The organism is Halioglobus japonicus (assembly GCF_001983995.1).
In the GTDB taxonomy this organism is placed as follows: domain Bacteria; phylum Pseudomonadota; class Gammaproteobacteria; order Pseudomonadales; family Halieaceae; genus Halioglobus; species Halioglobus japonicus.
The window spans coordinates 3,269,302-3,288,734 of record NZ_CP019450.1 but is presented as its reverse complement, the minus strand read 5'-3'; the positions used below and the strand labels follow the sequence as shown (position 1 = coordinate 3,288,734).

Genomic DNA, 19,433 nt, shown 5'->3' with positions numbered 1-19,433 from the left:
ATTCGAGTCAGGCAGCTTCAAGCAAGCCGCGAACAATGCCGGTGATTTCCGCTTCAGACATGTAGCGGGGTACCGGGTACAGGCTGCCGGCTTCGGCGATGGCCTCCTCGACAATATCCGGCACGTCGCCCTGTGTCAGGCCCTTGGGCTTGAGGGGCAATTCCATCTCGACGCGCATGTCGACTATGGCCTGAATAAATTGCTGCGCGAGTGCGGCATCGTCGTCACCCGGTGCGCCAATTCCGACGATACGGGCCAATTGGGCCAGGCGCTCGTGAACACAGGCGCCGTAGTTGGCTAGCACCTCAGGCAGCACCATGGCATTGGCGTTGCCGTGGGGCGTGTGACAGACCCGGCCGAGCTGGTGAGCAATACCGTGAACATAGCCCACCGAAGTGCGACCAAAGGCGGAACCAGCGTAGAAGGCGGCGAGCGCCATGGCATCGCGCGCTTCCAGGTCATCGCCCTGGTGCCAGGCACGAGTCAGGTATTTGAAGATCAGTTTGACCGCTGCGGTCGCCTGGACCTCGGTGGCAGGCGTGGAAGAAGTCGCCACGTATGACTCTACCGCGTGGGTGAGTGCGTCCATGCCTGTGGCCGCTGTAATGCCCGGGGGCATGCCCTTCATAATATCCGCGTCCAGGGCCACGTAGCCGGGCATCAGCTTGCTGTCGATCACCGGGACTTTCTTGTGGGTGTCAGGATCCGAAATCACCGACACATAGGTGATTTCAGAGCCGGTGCCGGCAGTCGTGGGCACAACAAACAAGGGCACGCCGACATTCTTGGCCTTCTGGATACCGTCAAAGTCTTCCAGTTTGCCGGGGTTGGTGTGCAGCAGGGAGATCAGCTTGCCGGCATCGAGCACGGAGCCGCCGCCAACGGCCAGTACTGCGTCGCAGTTCTCAGTGCGCAGGGTGGCTTCGCCAGCCTGGATCTGGTCAAACGCGGGGTCGGGGAGTACACCATCGAAGATGGCGTAAGCCGTCCCGTTTTTATCGAGCACGGCTTTGATGCCGTCGAGAATGCCGGAACCCCCCAGGAAACTGTCGGTAACGATCAATACCTTGTTGTGGCCCAGAATCGCGAGCTGCTCGGCTAGGGTGTTGGCCGAGCCTATGCCCGAGAAAAGCACCGGCGCCGGGCGCGGCAACAGTCGCAGCAGCCAGGTGACAACAAAGGCGCGGAATTTGTAGTACAGCGATTTCATTATGAGCGTTCCGTATCAGGGCAATTGGGCGCCCATCATACGAAACGCGGGGGCATCAGGCCACCTTGCGGGATTTGCCTTTGCGTTGGGTCTTGCGCTGCCAGCGCTCGACACTGGCAAGGCTGTTAATGTCGCCTCGGGCGATGGCCCTGGCCAGATTTTCATTGACGAAACGGGTCATCGCAGCGGTGATCTGGCGGGCCATGCGATTGCCCTCGTGATTGGTGGCCATAATCAGCAGGTGGGGGTTGAGCGGATCAATCGGGAGATCCTCATCGCTGCGCTCAATGGCTATGTGCCTGATAGTGGTGCTCAGTTGGTCAGGATGGTTTACACCTTCCTTGAGCATCCGCGCGCTTGCCAGATATTCGAATTCCTCTCGATGACGCCGCGCGGAGACCAGAAAGTCATCTCTGTGAATAACGCTTAGCCAGGGAATGTCATAGGCGATGAGAATATCGAGGGCCTTGAGATGGCGGCGCTGGTATTGCGCCGGATTGCACAGTGCCGCTTCGATTTCCCTGGTCAGGCCGTACATGGAGACGGTGCGCAGCAGGCGGCTGCCCACCAGGCGCAGCGCATAGGGCATATCGGCATTGAGCAAACGGTGCTGGACGGTCGTGCTATTGAGTAGCGCCCGCACGCCCAAGTTGAGGCTATTGATCAGTGGTCGAGCGATTTTCCGCTGGAGAAATCGCTCCAATCCCGCGATGTCCTCGTTGCTCCTGGCAATGGCTTCGGCGTGAACAGGATTCAGCTTACCTTGCCGATCCACCTGGTAGGTTTGTTCGAAACCTCCATAGTCCAGGGCGGTTTCATTGCGCCAGTGCGAGACCAGCGATTTAATGTTCTCGCCGGTGTTGGGGCCATCTGCAGGTGACCACGTGGCCAGGTGCACCATGCCCGCCGTGCGCAGGGCATCGACCAGGTCACGGTCGTCGCGGTCCAGGCGCTCGTAAGGCAATGGTTTGCTGTCTTCGTCCGGTAGCAGCGATAACAGCAGATGATCCATGATGACGCCGGCGATACTGTGTCCGGCCACGGGCGTAGGACGGCCCTGGCGCCAGTTGCGCAATATGGCCTTGCGCACTGCGAGGGCGTAGTGGGGGAAAATCTCTTCCCGGGGCAAAAATTTCGCCCGACTGCCGCGGTGCAGGGCCGATACCGTCCATGAGCTTGGCAGGCGCACGAGCAGGTTGGCAAAGCTGAACAGACCCAGAAAGCCATGCAGTAACAGTGCGTGAACGCCATTGTCTTCATCGCCCAGGCGGGTCTCGGCCTTGTTCTGAATGCGTTGACCTTTAGCCCGGTACTCGAAGATGGTCTCGTCAAAGTGCAGGGCCTGTTCATCGGCAAACAGATAAACTTTGTTCGCTATCTCCCAGGTCTCCCGCAATAGCCGCAGCGGTGTCTCCATGACGGTTTGCTCAAAAGGGGTGGCCTCTTCCATCTCCAGGCGGCCCAGGGCTTTCAGCTTCAAGGTCCCAGCGACCATCAGGTGAATACACTCGGCGTGGGTGAATACGCCGCGATTGAGGGCAATGCGCAGCGCTCCCTGCGGCTGCTTCAGTAGCGTGGTGGTCGGCGCTGTTTCCTTGAGCCGTGGCGAGTAGGGGCTCAGAGCACCCAGGCTGCCGTCTTTGCCAACGCCGCTGATGATCTGGTGAAACGACATTGTGGCGCCCAGATGACCGCATATCAGCGCCTGATAACGCGCCTGTTCCTGTTGCGCGAGGGCGAGAGCGCGGCGGGGCTTATTGTGGCGCAATGCCTGCTGTGCCGGTGTGAGGTCAATTGGATGACAAAGGCGTTGTACGAAGGCTTCGACCACTTCGGCGGGGGATGCTGAGCGGGGCAGTTTCAGCTTTCTTCGCAGTGTGTTGCTACCGCGCCCATGGCTCAGTCGTTCAGCCAGGGGTTGCAGGAAATTCACCCGCAGTGACTGTTCGGGGCTTTCCCAGCCCGCTTCGCCCGTGGAGTCTTCGAGAAAGAAAAAACGCACGCGGCCCAGCCAGTCGATGGAGCGCGCATATTGATCAAGCCACGTGTTATACAGCGCCTTGAGCGTGTTGCCACCACCAATGGCGATAGTGAAATACTGCTGTTTGTATGTGCCCCAGGCGTGTAATCGATCGTGTCCCAGCCACTGCCGGTAGCGGTCGAACATCAGCTCTGCGGCATGGTTTGCGGCTGCGGGCAGATCTGGAGAAATACCCACATGAATACCGGAATCTTCCTGCACCATAGCAGTGGTGGTAGCGGACATACCTGGCAAGCGGGTTTTCATGACGCCCATAGTCGCACACTTCCCGTTTCTGGACATAGCCTGTCTGGGGTAAATGATTGAGGATTTTGCGCATAGATGCCCGAACGGTGAAATGGATTCTCCCTCGTCTCGGATGAACGTTTCTTCACCTCACACCGCGCTAAGCGGCATGCGCTGTGCTGGCGGTTACTGCAGGAATGGGACATGATCTACCCGACGCACTGCGCCGGCAATTCCTTTACCTCATTGCCAACACGCGTGACGCCTAACAGGACCATTACATGACTAATAATATGAAGACTTGTTCCACTCTACGTCAGCTTATACTGCTGGCCCTCGTCCCTGTGGTGGTTGCGTGCAGCGAAGGAAAAGCGCCACAGAACGATACCGCCTCGGCGCCCCCGCCCGCAGTGAGTGATCAACCTGCCCCGGAGAATTCCAGGCCTGCGGGAGTGGATGCCATTCGCCTGCTCGCTGCCGACAGCGAGCCGGGAAACTGGATGAGCCACGGGCGTACCTACGCAGAGCAGCGCTATAGCCCTCTGGCGCGAATCAACCTTGATAATGTCGAGCAACTGGGCCTTGCCTGGAGTTTTGATTTCGGTACAGCGCGCGGCATCGAAGCCACCTCTATCGTCGTCGACGGTGTGATGTACACAACCTCTTCCTGGAGTGTGGTACACGCACTGGATGCACGGACAGGTAAGGAATTGTGGACCTATGATCCGAAGGTCGCCCGCGATAAGGTGCGCCATGGTTGTTGCGGCCCTGTAAACCGAGGGGTCGCCGTGTGGGAGGGACAGGTTTTCGTCGGTGTCTTCGACGGTCGGCTGGTCGCGCTGGACGCTGCCACTGGCGAGCAAAACTGGTCTGTGGCCACGATCGACCCGGAACTTCCCTATACCATTACCGGTGCCCCCCGCATCATCGACGGCCGCGTGTTGATCGGCAATGGCGGCGCTGAATTTGGTGTACGTGGTTTTATTGCTGCTTATGATGCGGGCTCGGGTGAGCAACTCTGGAAGTTCTACACTGTGCCGGGAAATCCGGACGAGCCTTTCGAGAATGATGCCATGAAGATGGCGGCCGAGACCTGGAACGGCAAGTGGTGGGAGCTCGGCGGCGGAGGGGGTACCGTGTGGGACTCCATGGCCTACGACCCGCAACTGAATCTGCTGTATTTCGGTGTGGGCAACGGCGCTCCCTGGAACCGGGAAATCCGCTCCCCCGGTGGCGGCGATAATCTATTCCTGTCATCGATTGTGGCGGTTCGGCCTGATAACGGTGAGTATGTCTGGCATTATCAGACAACGCCGGGAGAAACCTGGGACTACACGGCGACTCAGCACATCATCCTGGCGGATGTAGAGATAGACGGCAGTACCCGCAAGGTGCTGATGCAGGCGCCCAAGAACGGCTTTTTCTATGTGCTCGATCGCACCGACGGTAGTTTGATCAGCGCTGAAAACTATATCGATATCAACTGGGCGACCCACGTGGATCCTGAAACGGGCCGCCCGGTAGAAGTGGAGGGGGCTCGCTATGTCGACAGCCCTTACACGGTCACACCCAGCTATCTAGGCGGGCATAACTGGCACCCCATGTCCTTCAGCCCTGACACTGGGCTGGTATATATCCCGGTGCTGGACTTCCCGGCCAGTTACGGTCAGCCGGAGGAATTTGTCTATCGACCGGGCTTCGCCAATACCGGGGCCGATGGCATTGTGGGCAGTCTGCCTGATGACCAGGCCACTCGGGATGCGCTGCGGCCTTTGATCAAGGGGCGCCTACTGGCCTGGAATCCGGTTACCCAGACAGAAGCATTCAGGGTAGAGCACCGGGGCGCCTGGAACGGCGGGATGCTCACTACCGCCGGTGGGCTGCTGTTTCAGGGTACTGCCGACGGTGAATTTGTGGCGTTTAATGCCGCCACAGGTGAAAAGCAGTGGGCATTCCCAACCCAAACCGGGGTAGTGGCCCCGGGTATCACGTATGAGATAGATGGCGAACAGTATGTCTCAGTGAACGTAGGTTGGGGCGGAGCTTTTGCACTGGTGTTCGGCGAGTTTGTACAGCCTGAGAGCCTGCCGAATGTCAGTCGCGTGCTTACCTTCAAACTTGGCGCCGAGAAGCAACTGCCGCCGGTGGAATGGAAGCCCGTTGTGGTCTTTAACCCCCCGGAGCGCACCGCTGACGAAGCGACGGAGCGCGAGGGATTCGGCTTGTACCAGGATATTTGCATGGGTTGCCATGGCCTGAATGCGGTTTCAGGCCTGCTCGTACCTGACCTGCGCGGCTCTGCGTTGCTTCACACGGCCGATGGTTGGGACAAGGTGGTGCGAGAAGGGCTTCTGGCAGAGCGAGGCATGGCTTCATTTGCACGCCACCTCAGTAAAGAACAGAGTGAGGCGATCCGCGCGTATGTGATTTCCCAGGCCTGGCGCGGTAACGAATTGCAGCAATCGCTGGCCAAAGAAGAGTGAGGCTTTCTCATGCGCTGCGCCTGGGATGGTAGAAATCTGGGCCAGCACTCAGGATGCATCGCTGCTCGCTAGTCGCTCGCGCCTCTTGCTGTGGCGGTAGCATATGCCGTGCGGGCGGTTGAATCGGGTTTCAGTCAGGTTTTCTTGTCAGGAAACGCAACAACGCCCTGCTTAGCTCGACGTTCCTCTGCGGAGGCAGCAAGGCTGGCCTGGGCGTCGTTCAGCAGCGACTCGCGATGATGGACAGACTCTCGTTCGGCGCGATGCAGGCGGTGTGCCTCCAGGTCGCCACTCCATTGTTTGTTCTGTCGGGCAACATGCCGCTCTATCGTCTCCCGTTCTGATTCCGGTCGGAACAGACGATAGCTCAGCCAGCTGAATCCGATGACCAGCAGTATGTTGGTCCACGGACGCGTCCAGGGATAGACGACATAAGTCGTAACGATCAGAACGAGGCTGAGGCTGTAAAAGATGCCGGTTAGGGTCTGCATGTTCTAAGCATAGTCGCTTTTCAATCAGGTGCACTGTCCGAGACAGCGCGTCAACGAAAGTTGAGACTGGGGGCAAACCGAATCATACAATTCAGCCTCCTGGAAGCAATGCCGAGAAACAATAGGCAAAATTTGCCAAGCAGATGACAGCATGGCCTTGGGCCTGGAAGAAGCGGCACCGCAGTGTGGCGCTGCCGTGGTCGGATACCGCTGGATAGATAACGCAGGCCGAGTGAGTCGAGCCTGATATTGCTGCAGTGCGAACATGGCCACAGCAAGTTGTATTATTCGCCTGATTGCCGCTCCCTGAGAACGAATGTGTCCGGTTAAGAATAGCTGATGGCGGCCCAGTCGATGGTCTGTTGTCCATGGCTCGGCAACATTGGTCCGGCAGTATGCGCCGGAGTTCTTCCGAGCGTTACAGTGCTACCAGGTAAAGGCCGCTTCTATTCCATACATGCGCGGCAGGTTGTACTGCTTGCCAGCAGTCTCCAGCACATCCACCAGCGGTACGCCGCCTATGACATAGCGCTCGTCGGTGAGGTTTGTGCCGTAGGCCGTAATACGCCACTGTTCTTCCGGCGACGTCCAAGTGAGCCGGGCGCCCAATGATTCCTGATCGCCTCTGTAAATGCCGGACTCACAGCTGGACTGGTCGAAACAGTTCTCAACCTCCGTGCGATAAGACCATGTAAGCAGCGGAGTAATCAGACCAACAGAGGTTTCCCAATTGTACTGCAATGCCAGGTAGTAGATTTGCTCTGGCAGGCGGGGCAGGTCTTCGTCAGAGCGATCAACCAGGCACACATCGATGCCTGGGGGGTGGCCGGTGCCACGCAAGTGGGGTTATCAAGTGCGCCCGAAGTCACAATGCGCACATCTTCATACTTGTCTATATCGCCCTTGTTAAAGGTGACGTTGGCGATGATCTGCAGGTTGGGAATGGGCAGCAGAATAGACTCGATTTCCAGGCCTGCGATGGTGGACTTCTCGGCGTTAATCGTAGAGCCGGCAATACGGCCGGTGGTGGGGTTAACCGTTACGGTGGTCAGCTGGCGATCCTGGTAATCCGTATAGAACAGCGCGGTGTTGAGTCGCAGGCGTCGGTCCCAGGCGTCCATTTTAAAACCTATTTCATAGTTCCAGACTTTCTCCGGCTTATAGGCATAAATCTCACCGGTGAACACGTCTGTTGTGTCCGAAACACCGCCAGACAAAAAGCCGTTGGCCGCAGTGATATAAGCAGTGCCGTACTCCATGAATCCCGTCTCGCCGAAGTTGCGTTGCAGGCTGACCATGGGCGTCCAGTCATCGTTATCGATTTTCATTGTCTGGTCATACAGGGGGTCGACAGATCCAGGGTCCAGCGGGTCGGTGAGGGAGGGCACAAAGCCATGATGTGGGTTGAAAGACGATGGCCCATCGGGGAAATAATAGAAATTCCCGCCTTTGAATATGTCGCCGATTCCCGCGATTTCAAGCGGAGGCGTGCCAGTGGATACATCATTGGAGAAGTCCGGCGTTTGGAAAATACGCTGTAGCTCCCGCTCCTCACTGGTGTAGCGCAAGCCCAATGTCAGGCGCCAGTCGTCATTGAAGTTCCAGTCCGCCTGGCTATAGAGTGAATAGGACGTATTTTCGGTGTACAGCGTGGTGGTCTGGTTAATGTAAAAAGCACAGTTACCTGTGGTGCAATCCTCACCGGTAACAAACGGCGGGAGATCGTAGAGAGAGCCGAAGAATGGTCCTGAAGGCGATACCGCGGTGCCTGCATCCGTCTCTTCCCAGAAGCCGAAGAAACCGACAATGTAGTCCAACTTGTCGTCAAAGGCCGTGCCAGTGAATTGAAATTCCTGGGAGAATTGATCTGTGGCCCTGAGCTCTGCATCAGCAAAGTCGAAATTGGTCCTGTGAAGCAGTGGAATGCCCGTGCCATCCAGATCATTGGTTTCCCCACCTTCGGTGGTGCGATAAGCCGTAATGCTGCGAAAGCTCAAAGAGTCGCTAATATACCAATCTGCAGTGAGTGCCAGAGATTGCACCTCGGACTCGTAGCGGCCGGGTAAGTCAGACTGTATCGTTTCGGGCCCAAGATCGGCATTGGCCTGACACCAATCTGCGATTGATTGCCCCGTGGCGGGTTCAACAATGGTGGAGTTTTGCAGTGCAGCTTGCCAGCCCGTGCCGTCAATACCCGTCACCACCTCGCAGTCTAGCCCCCTGGCACTCTGGTCGCTGGCGTTATAGTTGTAGTTCAGATCGAATACCAGGTCGTCACTCGCAATCCAGCGCAGTTGTGCCTGGCCGCCATGTCGGTTCACGTCTGTAAATTCATCGCCATCGAGCGAATCATTCCCTGGCGCGCCGCTCAGGTCGTTAGTCATCAGGCCGTCGCGCGATGTGCTGTACAGTGAGAAGCGCGACATTAGCGTATCGCCCACCAGAGGTATGTTAACTGTGAGCTTGCCATCGAGACGGTCGTAATTGCCCACGCGGACCTCTGCGCTGCCTTCAAATATATCCACCGGTTTGTTGGTGGTGTATAGAATGGCGCCGCCCGTTGTGTTCTTTCCAAACAGTGTGCCCTGCGGCCCCCTCAAAACCTGAATACTCTGGAGATCGACATTGTCGAGCACTGCGCCGTCTGGACGCGAAACATAGACCCCATCGACATAAATGCCCACGCCGGAGTCAAAGTTCACCCCAGTGTTGCGCGCACCAATACCGCGGATAAACACACTGCCTGCACCGCTGGTGCCATTGCCATCACCAGAGTCTACGTTGGGTACTACTTCACTCAGATTGGATATGTCGCGAAGGCCCAGATCCTCGAGGTCATCGCCGGAAAGTGCTGATATGGCGACGGGAGTTTCCTGTAGCGATTCTTCCCGCTTACGCGCGGTGACAATCACCTCTTCCAATACCATTTGGCTGTGCACCACTATGGGCGACATGCCGGCTGTTCCAATAGCGATTGCCAGGGCCGACTTGGATGCGACTACGTGGCTAAACATACGAAACTTGGCGTACATAGGTATTCCCCAACATTTTATAGTTATAAGTAGAGGTTCACCGTCTTAGAGTGATCAAATTTGCGGGTTCGTGCAAGTTTTCATGGCGATTAGCAGCGAAATTAAGCCTTCTTCGAAAGTAGACAAAATCAGGGCAAAAGATAGTGGTAAGCGTAGCCGTGATAAACCGTGCGGTTAATCCCAGCCGAAAACGCGTGTCCCGCAAGAAAGTAGTAGTCGTCCGGTGTCAGCGCATCGAAATCCAGAGTGAGCGAGATAAACGACTCTGATGAAATAAAACGTCGTCCGGCCACATTGCCCGCCGAGGCGGCAAGTTTGAGAAAATCGTAGCTGCCAGAGGCAAACAAGGCTTCAGATTCTGGAACGTCCGCAATCTTGTAGCTGTCAAGATAATCGCCGTAACCACCGTGCGCTTGTACCCGTAATTGCACGCCACGCTGCTCGCTCCAGGCCTTTATTGGCCGTAGAAATCCAGATTCAAACAAATGTTCACGGGTAAGCTCATAGTCTTCCCTGATACGCACGGCCATCTCGTCCGTCGACTGATAAGCCGAGTCGGAGGGAATCACCACATTGACGTACTTGGACTCGCCGCGGCTCTTGAAGACCAGTGGCAGATAGGGGGTGATGTCATAGTCGTGCATGCTCTCGAATGTGGACGCGAACACCGAGGACCAGGGTAGTTCACCGATCAACTCAAAGCTGTCGATAAACACTGCGCGGGGTTTATAGGGTGCGAGTGCATCCAGCCAGGGATTGGCCAGTGTATCGATATACTCCGCAGCCCCCGCCGGGTCCAGATGGTCCACTACAGGCGATTCCAGACGGCCGTTGGTGTAAGCAGAAGCCGCCACGTTGTGCGCTGTCTTATTCTCGTACAGCGCGAAAATGCGATGTTTGCCAGCGGGAACTTGCCATCGCAAGTTGCCGCCGTCCACGTGTTGAGTCAGGTCTACCAGCTGTGTCAGCGTGGGTGGATCAGTAGCGTCGTCGAGCTTGCCGGCCACAACGGCGTGGAGAACCGCTCCGTCATCAAAGGTGCCAATGGTATTCTTGATCACTAAGTTGGTCAGGCCAACATAGCCCGGTTCGCTTGCCGGTGGCAGCGGAGCGCTATGTATGGCTGGGCCGATCACGTCCACACTTGCTGGTAATAATTGCTTTTCAGCAAAGCGTTTAATAAATGGCCCGCCACTGGACCAGCCGCTGCCCAACGTGATATCTATGCTCATACCCAGTTCCTTGGCAAGAGACATAACCGTTTTGATATTGTCGAAGTAGGCGGGGCTACCCACCTGATAGATACGCTGTTCCTGATCCTGTAAATGCTGCTCGGTCATCCCGATCGTTAACGTCTGTAGTTCCACTGCGCGGAACGCCGCTGCGTGCATGCTCCTCAGTTCAGTGCGCAGTTGTGCCGCTTCCACCGCATTGCCCGGCCACCACCAGCGAATAGAGGGGTACATTGACTCGGGTGGGCTTTTCCAAAGGCGCCAATCAAATTGATTGACCTCCTCTTCGGTGCTGGCTGTCCGTGCTTGTGTCACTTGTAGCATGAGCAGCCTGCTCCGCCTGGCTGGCACTGATAGCGACAACTCGCCTTTCGGTCCGCTGGTTATTTCAGTCGCGTCGCCGGTTTCAGGATCGAGCAGAAATGCGCGCTCAAATGGCGTGTCCGGTATTACGGTCTGTTGGTAGCCGCTGTTGTGTTCGTTAAACAATAGGATTAACTCGCCGGCCGCGAACCGGCGGCGTTGACTGCGGATCGTCGCGGGTGCATCGCCCACTACACGCAGGCGTGGCAGGACCCCTGCTGCATGCAATGTATCGACCACCTCACTCGCGGATGCCTGTTGCACCTCTTGTGTAAGCTGTGCGCGCTGCTCGCTGACCAACTGATCACGTCGCACGTGGTCGGACCAGCCAATAGCGCGTCTCGGCAAGTCCCCAAGCCAGACAACGGGTATGCCTTGACGCGCAAGCGCGATCACGTTTGCCAGCATGAGGGGGTTGGCCGCGCTCACATTGTCGATGAGCAACGCGCGATACTGCGCTTGGCCGACCTGTAGCAGGCCATTCTGGCCTGTGGCAGTGGTGAGGTCCTCGCGGCTGATACGGTCATAGTCATAGCCCGCTGCGGTTAGTGTTTTGCTAAGCGCTGTCTCGGCGCCATTGGGGTTGGGAGAACCTCCTATAGGGCTTGGGCTATCTACCCATTCACCGTGATTGAACAACCAGGCGATTTCGATATCGGCCTCACCCCGGCTCATGGCATACGTCATGCGCGCCTGGGTGAGATTCAGGGCCGGCATCGCATCCCATGCGGGGCTGTCTTCTCGCGCATTGGTGGTCATCGCGAAAGGGCCCGTGGTGTAGTAATCAGAAAATACCGACACAATAAAGGGATACCACCATCTTTCGGGTGGCTTGGAATAGCCGAAGGTTACTAGCAGGATCGCGCCAGCGACAAGGACGCTCCCGACCAAGGCTGAGGCTGCCAGAAGCAGTTTCTTCAGGGGAGGGGGTTCAATATGCACCTGTTATTATTGTTGGACCCAGCCAACATAGTGCATCGAACAATGCATGCATGCAAATGACTATTGACCCGGCAATGTGGAGCGTGTTCGCTGGCTAGATGGGGGCTTCCCGGTTCGTTGATTGATTTGTAGTCGCAGCAGTGATCTGACGGGTAAAAAAAAGCCCCGAAGCAATGCTTCAGGGCTTTTTCAGAATTTGGCTCCGCCTGCTGGGCTCGAACCAGCGACCCAATGATTAACAGTCATTTGCTCTACCAACTGAGCTAAGGCGGAATTGATCTCGTCAGAGGCCGCGTATATTAATGATGGAGGGGGGATGGTCAACACCCCGAATCGAATTATTTCAGATTCTTTTCGAGGGTCGAAAACAGGCTGCAATTCCGTCCTATGTGGATGATAATTAACGGCTATTTTTTGATCGCAAGAGCTGTCCACGATGTCGCGTCCCTTCAAGGTAGAGTCCAAGTTCGAGCCCGCTGGCGACCAGCCGGAGGCGATTCGTCAGTTGGTGGAAGGGGTGCAGGCGGGGCTGGCTTCCCAGACCCTGTTGGGGGTGACCGGATCCGGTAAGACCTTCACCATGGCCCAGGTGGTGGAAAAGCTGCAGCGGCCCACCATTGTCATGGCGCACAATAAGACACTGGCGGCCCAGCTCTACGGCGAATTCAAGGAGTTCTTCCCCAATAACGCGGTGGAATACTTTGTCTCCTACTACGACTACTACCAGCCTGAGGCCTATGTGCCGTCTTCGGATACCTTTATTGAGAAAGACGCCTCGGTGAACGACCACATCGAGCAGATGCGGCTATCCGCCACCAAGGCGTTGATGGAGCGCGATGACTGTCTGGTGGTGGCCACGGTATCGGCGATCTATGGCCTGGGTGATCCAGAGTCCTACTACAAGATGCGTATGCACCTGTCCCGCGGGGAGATTATTGACCAGCGCAAGATTCTCCGGCACCTGGCGGAGCTGCAGTACACCCGCAACGACGTGGATTTCTCCCGTGCCACCTACCGGGTGCGCGGCGATGTCATCGATATCTTCCCGGCAGACTCCGAGCGAGAAGCAGTGCGTATCGAGCTGTTTGACGAGGAAATCGAGAACATCTACCTGTTCGACCCCTTAACCGGAGCTGTCGAGGCCAAGATACCCCGGATTACAATTTTCCCGAAAAGCCACTATGTTACCGAGCGCGATGTCATGCTGCGCGCGGTAGATCAGATCGAGGCAGAACTGGAAGTGCGGCTCGATCAACTCAAGGATCTCGACAAACTTGTTGAGGCCCAGCGTCTGGCCCAGCGGACCAAGTACGACCTCGAGATGATTCGTGAACTGGGTTACTGCCAGGGGGTGGAAAACTATTCCCGCTATCTGTCTGGCCGTGCCGCCGGTGAGCCGCCGCCGACGCTGTTTGAATACCTGCCCGATAATGCGCTGGTGATTGTCGACGAATCCCACGTCACCATTCCCCAGATCGGCGCCATGTATAAAGGTGACCGGTCGCGTAAGGAAACCCTGGTGGAATACGGTTTCCGGCTGCCATCTGCCCTGGATAACCGGCCGCTGCGTTTTGAGGAGTGGGAGCGCTTGGTGCCCCAGGCAATCTTCGTCTCGGCCACGCCCGGCAAGTATGAAGACGAACATGCCGGACGGGTGGTGGAGCAGGTGGTAAGACCCACCGGGCTGCTTGATCCCGGGCTCGAAGTGCGACCTGCGACCACCCAGGTCGATGATTTGCTCGGCGAAATCCGGACAACTGTGGAGCGGGGCGAGCGTGTGTTGGTGACCACCCTGACCAAGCGCATGGCGGAGGACCTCACCGAGTACTTGAGCGACCACAGCGTGCGCGTGCGCTACCTGCACTCCGATATCGATACCGTGGAGCGGGTCGAGATTATTCGCGATCTACGCCTGGGTGAATTCGACGTGCTGGTGGGCATCAATCTGTTGCGGGAAGGTCTGGATATGCCTGAGGTGTCGCTGGTGGCTATTCTGGATGCCGACAAGGAGGGCTTCCTGCGATCGGATCGCTCGCTTATCCAGACCATTGGCCGGGCGGCGCGAAACCTCAATGGTCGCGCAATTCTGTATGCCGACAACATTACCGGCTCCATGGAACGGGCCATGGCCGAAACGGAGCGTCGCCGGCAGAAACAGCTCGCCCACAATGCTGAGCATGGCATTACCCCGAGGGGCGTGGAAAAATCGGTTCAAGACATCATGGAAGGTGCCCGGCGCATGCCCACCAAGGGCAAGGCAAAGGCCAAGAAGGTGGCGGAGCCCAAGCTCGCCTTTGGGGCCGAGATCGCCAGCCTGTCACCGGCGGCCCTGTCGCGCAAACTCAAGCAACTGGAAGACCAGATGCAGGAGCATGCCAAGAATCTGGAGTTCGAGGAGGCCGCTGCGCTGCGCGACCAGGTCGCCGAGATCAAGCAGCAGGCCTTCCTCTTGGAGGCCTAGTTGGCGGCCTCCTTGGCCATCACGCTTTCGAAGTAGGCTTGCGCTTCTGGCGTGGCAGTCATTTCCAGGGTTTCCAGCTCGCCCTCATCGTTGCGCCAGCTGACGACACTCAGCTCGTTATTCGCGGGTGTGGCGGCGGCCTCGTGCTTGTTGACCACTTTTTCCTTAGCGGCGCACATTTCTTGGCGAATGGACTCTGCGCCATGAAAGTCGCCGCGAGCGAGCATCTCTATCAACTCCCGCTTACGCGAATCATTGGCTGGCACCTGGGCCTCAGGCTGGTGCGGGCGGGGGCGTTTGGGAATAGCAACAATAGCCATATTCTGATCCTCCTGTGGTCATAAGAATCATCCTAAGGAGGCGGCAGGATGGCGCACATGGCAGCCGGCGACAGGATCATGGCCGTCAACGCCATGTAATGGGAAAGCGCGCATTGCGGATCAGGTTGCGTGGTCTATATTCAGACAGGAAAGCAACTTTCCGCAAGACATTCCAAGGAGTTATCAATGCTGAAATACACCAAGTTGTTAGTGGCTGGAGCCTTCGCGTGCATTGCGCTGGGTGCCCAGGCGGCTGACAGGCCCAACATCCTCGTCGTATGGGGTGATGATGTTGGCCAGTCCAATATCTCTGCCTATACCAAGGGGATGATGGGCTACACTACGCCCAACATTGACCGCATCGCCAAGGAAGGCATGATTTTTACTGACTACTACGGTGAGCAGAGCTGTACCGCTGGTCGCTCATCTTTCATCATGGGACAGTCGGTTTTCCGCACCGGTCTGAGTAAGGTCGGATTGCCGGGTGCAGACCTGGGCATGCGGGAAGAAGATCCCACCATTGCCGGTCTGCTCAAAAACCACGGTTATATGACGGGGCAATTTGGCAAAAATCACCTTGGGGACAAAGACGAACACCTGCCCACCAACCATGGTTTCGACGAGTTCTACGGCAACCTGTATCACCTCAATGCAGAAGAAGAGCCCGAAAACTACGACTATCCGGATGACCCTAGCTTCCGCGAGCAGTTTGGCCCGCGAGGTGTGATTCGCTCTTTCGCCGATGGCAAGATCGAAGACACCGGCGCACTCACCAAAAAGCGCATGGAAATTGTCGACGACGACACTGTGGCGGAAGCTCTCAAGTTTATTGAGAAGGCCGTCAAAGTCGACAAGCCGTTCTTCGTCTGGTGGAGCGGCACGCGCATGCATTTCCGCACCCATGTCTCTGATGACAAGCTGAAGTGGTGTCAGGAGACGTATCCACGTCGTGGTCGCGATCCTTACACCTGCGGCATGTTGGAGCATGATGCCCACATCGGCCTGTTTCTGGAGAAACTGGAAGAGCTGAATATCGCGGAAAACACCATCATCTTTTATTCCACTGACAACGGGCCTCATATGAACACCTGGCCCGACGCTGCCACGACGCCGTTCCGCGGTGAGAAAAACACCAACTGGGAAGGCGGCTGGCGAGTGCCGGCCATGGTGCGCTGGCCTGGCAAGATTGAGGCTGGCTCCGTGTCCAATGAGATCATGCACCACATGGACTGGCTGCCCACGTTCCTGGCCGCAGCCGGTGAAGCAGACGTAAAAGACAAATTGCTCAAAGGCCACCGAGCGATTGGTCGGCGCTACAAGGTGCACTTGGATGGCTACAACTTCCTGCCATTCCTCACCGGTGAAGCCACCGATACACCGCGTAACGAGATCTTTTACTTCTCTGATGACGGTGACCTGACCGCTATGCGCTATCGCGACTGGAAACTGGTATTCATGGAGCAGAAAACCCAGGGTGGTTTCCGGGTGTGGATGGACCCCTTCGTGCCTCTGCGTGTGCCCCTGATCTTCAATCTGCGCCGCGATCCGTACGAACGCGCGCCGCTCACCTCCAATACCTATTACGACTGGCTGCTGGACCGCGCTTATTTACTTGTGCCCGCACAGGCTTACGTAGGGCAGTTCCTGGAGACATTCAAGCAGTACCCGCCGCGCCAGAAAGCGGCGAGCTTCTCGCTTGATGAGGTGATGGACAAACTGACTGATCCCGGCGGTCCGCAGTGACGGACAACGGTAATTGATCAAGGGCCTCTTCTGAGGCCCCTTTTCTTGGTCCAGTGTCAGCGATTGCCGCTCACCAGGCTTAGCCGCCATCGCCGGGCAGTGAGAGCGTAAACCGTACACCGCCGGCCACGTTGTCCGCGAAAACGCGGCCTTCATGATATTCCGCAATCAGTCTCACCACGTGCAGGCCCAGGCCCAGATGCACTTCACCGGCGTCGCCTTTGCGCAATGACACCATGGGTTCGAACAGCCGATCGCGCAGTTCGTTCGGCAGCGGCGGACCTTCGTTGCTTATCGCTATCCGCCAGTGGTCATCGGCTGCCTCCAGGCGAATCACAATCGGTGTCTGCAGTGGCGCAAATGAGGCGGCATTGTCGAGAAGTTTATCCAGCGCCTGGGCGAGTAGTTCGGGTGCGGCACAGACGTTTGCCTGCTCGCTGCCGGTCTCGAAGCGCACCGTATGCCCGCTATGTACGTCAGCGTAGGCCGCGCTGATCTCCAGCAGGAACGGCACCAGATCGAGGTCCCGACGCGGATTGCTGCGCACGCTTTCTTCCAGGCGATTGGCTTCGCTCATGGCCGTTAGAATGGCTTTGAGTCGGTCCAGCCCTTCTCTCGCGCGCAACTGGTAAGTCTGGTGCTGCTGCGGTGAGGCGTCGGTGTGCTCCAGGTTTTCCAGTGACGACTGAATCACGGCAATGGGGGTGCGTAGCTCGTGGGCAAGCTTGCGGCTGAGGGTGCGCAGGTAGTCATTGTACTCGCGCAGTTTGGCCAGCAGGTCTGCATAGGCACGTGATAATTCGCCGATTTCGTCCTGTGCGCGACTGCGGGGAAACACGCCCTGGATAGAACCGTCGTTGGCGATCACACTGTGTGCGGCGCGATTGAGCCGGCCAATGCGGAATGACAACACACTGGCATAGCCCAGCAAACCCAGCACGCCGGTGCCCAGTGCCAGTAGGCTATAGCCCAGTAGCCGGCTAAAAGCCTGGTCGGTAAGCGAAAGGTATTGCTCGCCACTCTGGCTGACGATGACGGCGCCTATCGGCTGCTCGGCACCTTCCACTGGGGCGGTCGCCAGTAAAAGGTTGCGGTTGGCATTTCGCGGATCGCGAAAGCGCAGGTTCTCGGCGGTGCCTGCCAGGGCCTCCTCAATCACCGCTGGTGCGGCCTTGCCCGGCGTCTCGCTTTGTGGCGGCACCGGCAAGGTTTCCTCGGCGAGAATGCTGCGATACAGCAGCCGTACTAACCAGAACGTATTGCCGTCGGCGCGATGGCTGATGGCGCCGGCGCTGGCCAGCTGCCAACCGTCACGGTCCACTACTTGAATATTGACCTGTTGTTTGTCGAACAGGGAGAGGGCGGCCTGCAGGTTATCGCTGGTGTAAATCAGCCAGGGTGGTGAGCTTGCGCGCAGGGGCCGGATGTTGCCCAGGGTGACAACGTTGCGCCCTTCGCCGTGGCCCACGTCATTGATATACAGCCCCAGGCGGCCACCGGTCATGGCCATCGGCATCTCCACTTCGATCGTGTAACCATCGACGGCATCCTGCCAGTAGCCGCGAATTTTGCCGGGGTCCATGCCGCGGGTGCGACGACTCGCGGCGCGGGCACGCACACTGCCCGGGGCAGCTGTGGCAATCACATAGTCCTGGCGCCGGTCGGCCTGCCAGGTGCGAATCACCAGCCGATCGCCATTGGGTTCTGGAGAGAGGCCTGGGTTGTGGTACACCACCTCGTTGTCTTTGACTTGTACCAATAACAGTAGCCGGTCGTCGCGGGTCAGGGCCTTGATGGAAAGTGCCAGCTCAGTGTTCTGACTCTGCAGTGTCAGTGCCGGTGTTCCTTCCCAGCCCTCGGCATAACCATCGATGGCGATGGGCAGCGTCGCGGGATGAGCGTGAACGCTGGGGCGCTCTTCAGCAGGCGCGCTGAGTCGATCGGGATAGGGGTAGATAATCTGGGTGTCTGCCCCCACCACCGCGGCCACGGCCTGGGCGGTGGCCTGTAGCGTCTGGGCCTGACCATGGCGCAATGCGCCTTCCATCTCGCGGACGAACTGGCAGCCCGCCCAGGGCAGTGTGAGCAATAGCAGGGCGACAACAATCAGTTGCCGGCGCAGGCTGAATGTCAGCCTTTCCATCGGTAGCCCACACCGTAGGCGGTTTCGATGTTCTGGAACGTGTCATCGACGGTCTGAAATTTGCGCCGAATCCGCTTGATGTGCGAGGTAATGGTATTGTCGTCGAGAACCACATCGGCGCTATTCATTAACTGCTGCCGCGATTTCACATGGCCCGGGTGGCGAGCCAGGGCGTAGACCATCCAGAACTCTGTCACGGTAAGCTCTACCGGCTGGTGGTTCCAGCGAACCGTCATCCGTTCACGGTTGAGTTCAAGCTTACCTTGACGGATTACATCATCTTTCTTTTCCGGGCTGGCCAGCGCGCGAACCCGTCGCAGCAGTGCATGGATGCGCGCCATTAACTGCGCTTGGCTGATGTCCTTGGTGAGATACTCATCCGCCCCCAGGCGCAGGCCCGAGATAATGTCGAGTTCCGAATCGCGCGCCGTTAGGAATACAATCGGCAACTCTGCAGAGCGCACCCGCAATTCCCGGCAAAGCTCGAAACCACCTTCCATTTCGTCGCCCAGGCCCACATCAATAATCGCCAGATCCGGCAATGCCAGGGCAAAGGCGCTCGCCGCCTGCTGGCGATCGGCGTAAAGCTGGACGGCGAAACCCTCGCGTTCCAGGTGGTCGCGGTAGTTGGCGGCAATGGCCGGCTCGTCTTCGACAATGGCAATCTGTTGTGGCATTTCGCGATGGTTTCAAATATTCGGTGCCAGCTCAAGCGGCTGCCACAATTCATCATAATTCATCGCTGCA

Annotated in this window: 12 protein-coding genes and 1 tRNA gene; 3 read left to right on the top strand and 10 right to left on the bottom strand. The window is 57.6% G+C overall.

Features of this window, described 5'->3' with window-relative positions:
* Positions 1-7: 7 nt before the first annotated feature.
* Both BST95_RS15480 and BST95_RS15475 read right to left on the bottom strand, forming a co-directional pair.
* The gene (locus BST95_RS15480; protein ID WP_084200430.1) at positions 8-1,210 is read right to left on the bottom strand and encodes an iron-containing alcohol dehydrogenase; all 1,203 of its coding nucleotides are present in this window, start codon (positions 1,208-1,210) and stop codon (positions 8-10) included.
* A 55-nt stretch (positions 1,211-1,265) separates the two neighbouring features.
* Positions 1,266-3,506 (bottom strand): 6-phosphogluconolactonase, encoded by a 2,241-nt coding sequence (locus tag BST95_RS15475; RefSeq protein WP_169843967.1) that lies wholly within the window; start codon positions 3,504-3,506, stop codon positions 1,266-1,268.
* Between the two features lie 251 nt (positions 3,507-3,757).
* On the opposite strand from BST95_RS15475, the gene BST95_RS15470 reads away from it, so the two are divergent.
* Positions 3,758-5,959, top strand: coding sequence for a PQQ-dependent dehydrogenase, methanol/ethanol family (locus BST95_RS15470; RefSeq protein WP_229801594.1), 2,202 nt, complete (start codon positions 3,758-3,760; stop codon positions 5,957-5,959).
* 134 nt (positions 5,960-6,093) lie between these two features.
* Here the strand turns inward: BST95_RS15470 and BST95_RS15465 are convergent, their stop codons facing one another.
* The 5 genes from BST95_RS15465 to BST95_RS15445 all read right to left on the bottom strand — a co-directional run bounded on the left by BST95_RS15465 (position 6,094) and on the right by BST95_RS15445 (position 12,292).
* A complete protein-coding gene (locus BST95_RS15465) occupies positions 6,094-6,450 on the bottom strand; it encodes a hypothetical protein (RefSeq protein WP_084200428.1) in 357 nt (118 codons plus the stop codon).
* Between the two features lie 426 nt (positions 6,451-6,876).
* Complete coding sequence (locus tag BST95_RS21020) at positions 6,877-7,191, bottom strand: hypothetical protein (protein ID WP_084200427.1); 315 nt, start codon at positions 7,189-7,191, stop codon at positions 6,877-6,879.
* Complete coding sequence (locus tag BST95_RS15455) at positions 7,158-9,482, bottom strand: TonB-dependent receptor (protein ID WP_084200426.1); 2,325 nt, start codon at positions 9,480-9,482, stop codon at positions 7,158-7,160. The genes BST95_RS21020 and BST95_RS15455 overlap by 34 nt, the downstream gene beginning before the upstream one ends.
* Positions 9,483-9,610: 128 nt before the next feature.
* A complete protein-coding gene (locus tag BST95_RS15450) occupies positions 9,611-11,878 on the bottom strand; it encodes a glycosyl hydrolase (RefSeq protein ID WP_157114498.1) in 2,268 nt (755 codons plus the stop codon).
* Positions 11,879-12,216: 338 nt separating this feature from the next.
* Positions 12,217-12,292 (bottom strand) — tRNA-Asn (locus BST95_RS15445).
* A gap of 163 nt (positions 12,293-12,455) precedes the next feature.
* Between BST95_RS15445 and uvrB the strand changes: the two genes are divergently transcribed.
* Entirely contained in the window at positions 12,456-14,480 is a 2,025-nt protein-coding gene (gene uvrB / locus BST95_RS15440; protein WP_084200424.1) for an excinuclease ABC subunit UvrB, read from the top strand.
* On the opposite strand, the gene BST95_RS15435 is transcribed toward uvrB, so the two are convergent.
* Entirely contained in the window at positions 14,477-14,800 is a 324-nt protein-coding gene (locus tag BST95_RS15435) for a hypothetical protein (RefSeq protein WP_084200423.1), read from the bottom strand. The two genes, uvrB and BST95_RS15435, sit on opposite strands and share 4 nt — an antisense overlap.
* A gap of 186 nt (positions 14,801-14,986) precedes the next feature.
* On the opposite strand from BST95_RS15435, the gene BST95_RS15430 reads away from it, so the two are divergent.
* The gene (locus BST95_RS15430) at positions 14,987-16,543 is read left to right on the top strand and encodes an arylsulfatase (RefSeq protein WP_084200422.1); all 1,557 of its coding nucleotides are present in this window, start codon (positions 14,987-14,989) and stop codon (positions 16,541-16,543) included.
* 79 nt (positions 16,544-16,622) lie between these two features.
* Here the strand turns inward: BST95_RS15430 and BST95_RS15425 are convergent, their stop codons facing one another.
* Together BST95_RS15425 and pdsR are read right to left on the bottom strand one after the other, a co-directional pair.
* On the bottom strand, positions 16,623-18,686 hold the full coding sequence (locus tag BST95_RS15425) for an ATP-binding protein (RefSeq protein WP_084200421.1): 2,064 nt from the start codon (positions 18,684-18,686) through the stop codon (positions 16,623-16,625).
* On the bottom strand, positions 18,674-19,363 hold the full coding sequence (pdsR, locus tag BST95_RS15420; RefSeq protein ID WP_084200420.1) for a proteobacterial dedicated sortase system response regulator: 690 nt from the start codon (positions 19,361-19,363) through the stop codon (positions 18,674-18,676). Before pdsR ends, BST95_RS15425 begins: the two co-directional genes overlap by 13 nt.
* Positions 19,364-19,433 lie beyond the last annotated feature (70 nt).

What these genes read in the sequence shown, in the direction of transcription:
- pdsR (WP_084200420.1), bottom strand. Translation starts at nt 19,363, where the DNA reads ATGCCACAACAGATTGCCATTGTCGAAGACGAGCCGGCCATTGCCGCC.
- uvrB (WP_084200424.1), top strand. Translation starts at nt 12,456, where the DNA reads ATGTCGCGTCCCTTCAAGGTAGAGTCCAAGTTCGAGCCCGCTGGCGAC.
- BST95_RS15480 (WP_084200430.1), bottom strand. Translation starts at nt 1,210, where the DNA reads ATGAAATCGCTGTACTACAAATTCCGCGCCTTTGTTGTCACCTGGCTG.
- BST95_RS15475 (WP_169843967.1), bottom strand. Translation starts at nt 3,506, where the DNA reads ATGGGCGTCATGAAAACCCGCTTGCCAGGTATGTCCGCTACCACCACT.
- BST95_RS15430 (WP_084200422.1), top strand. Translation starts at nt 14,987, where the DNA reads ATGCTGAAATACACCAAGTTGTTAGTGGCTGGAGCCTTCGCGTGCATT.
- BST95_RS15470 (WP_229801594.1), top strand. Translation starts at nt 3,758, where the DNA reads ATGACTAATAATATGAAGACTTGTTCCACTCTACGTCAGCTTATACTG.
- BST95_RS15465 (WP_084200428.1), bottom strand. Translation starts at nt 6,450, where the DNA reads ATGCAGACCCTAACCGGCATCTTTTACAGCCTCAGCCTCGTTCTGATC.
- BST95_RS15455 (WP_084200426.1), bottom strand. Translation starts at nt 9,482, where the DNA reads ATGTACGCCAAGTTTCGTATGTTTAGCCACGTAGTCGCATCCAAGTCG.
- BST95_RS15435 (WP_084200423.1), bottom strand. Translation starts at nt 14,800, where the DNA reads ATGGCTATTGTTGCTATTCCCAAACGCCCCCGCCCGCACCAGCCTGAG.
- BST95_RS15425 (WP_084200421.1), bottom strand. Translation starts at nt 18,686, where the DNA reads ATGGAAAGGCTGACATTCAGCCTGCGCCGGCAACTGATTGTTGTCGCC.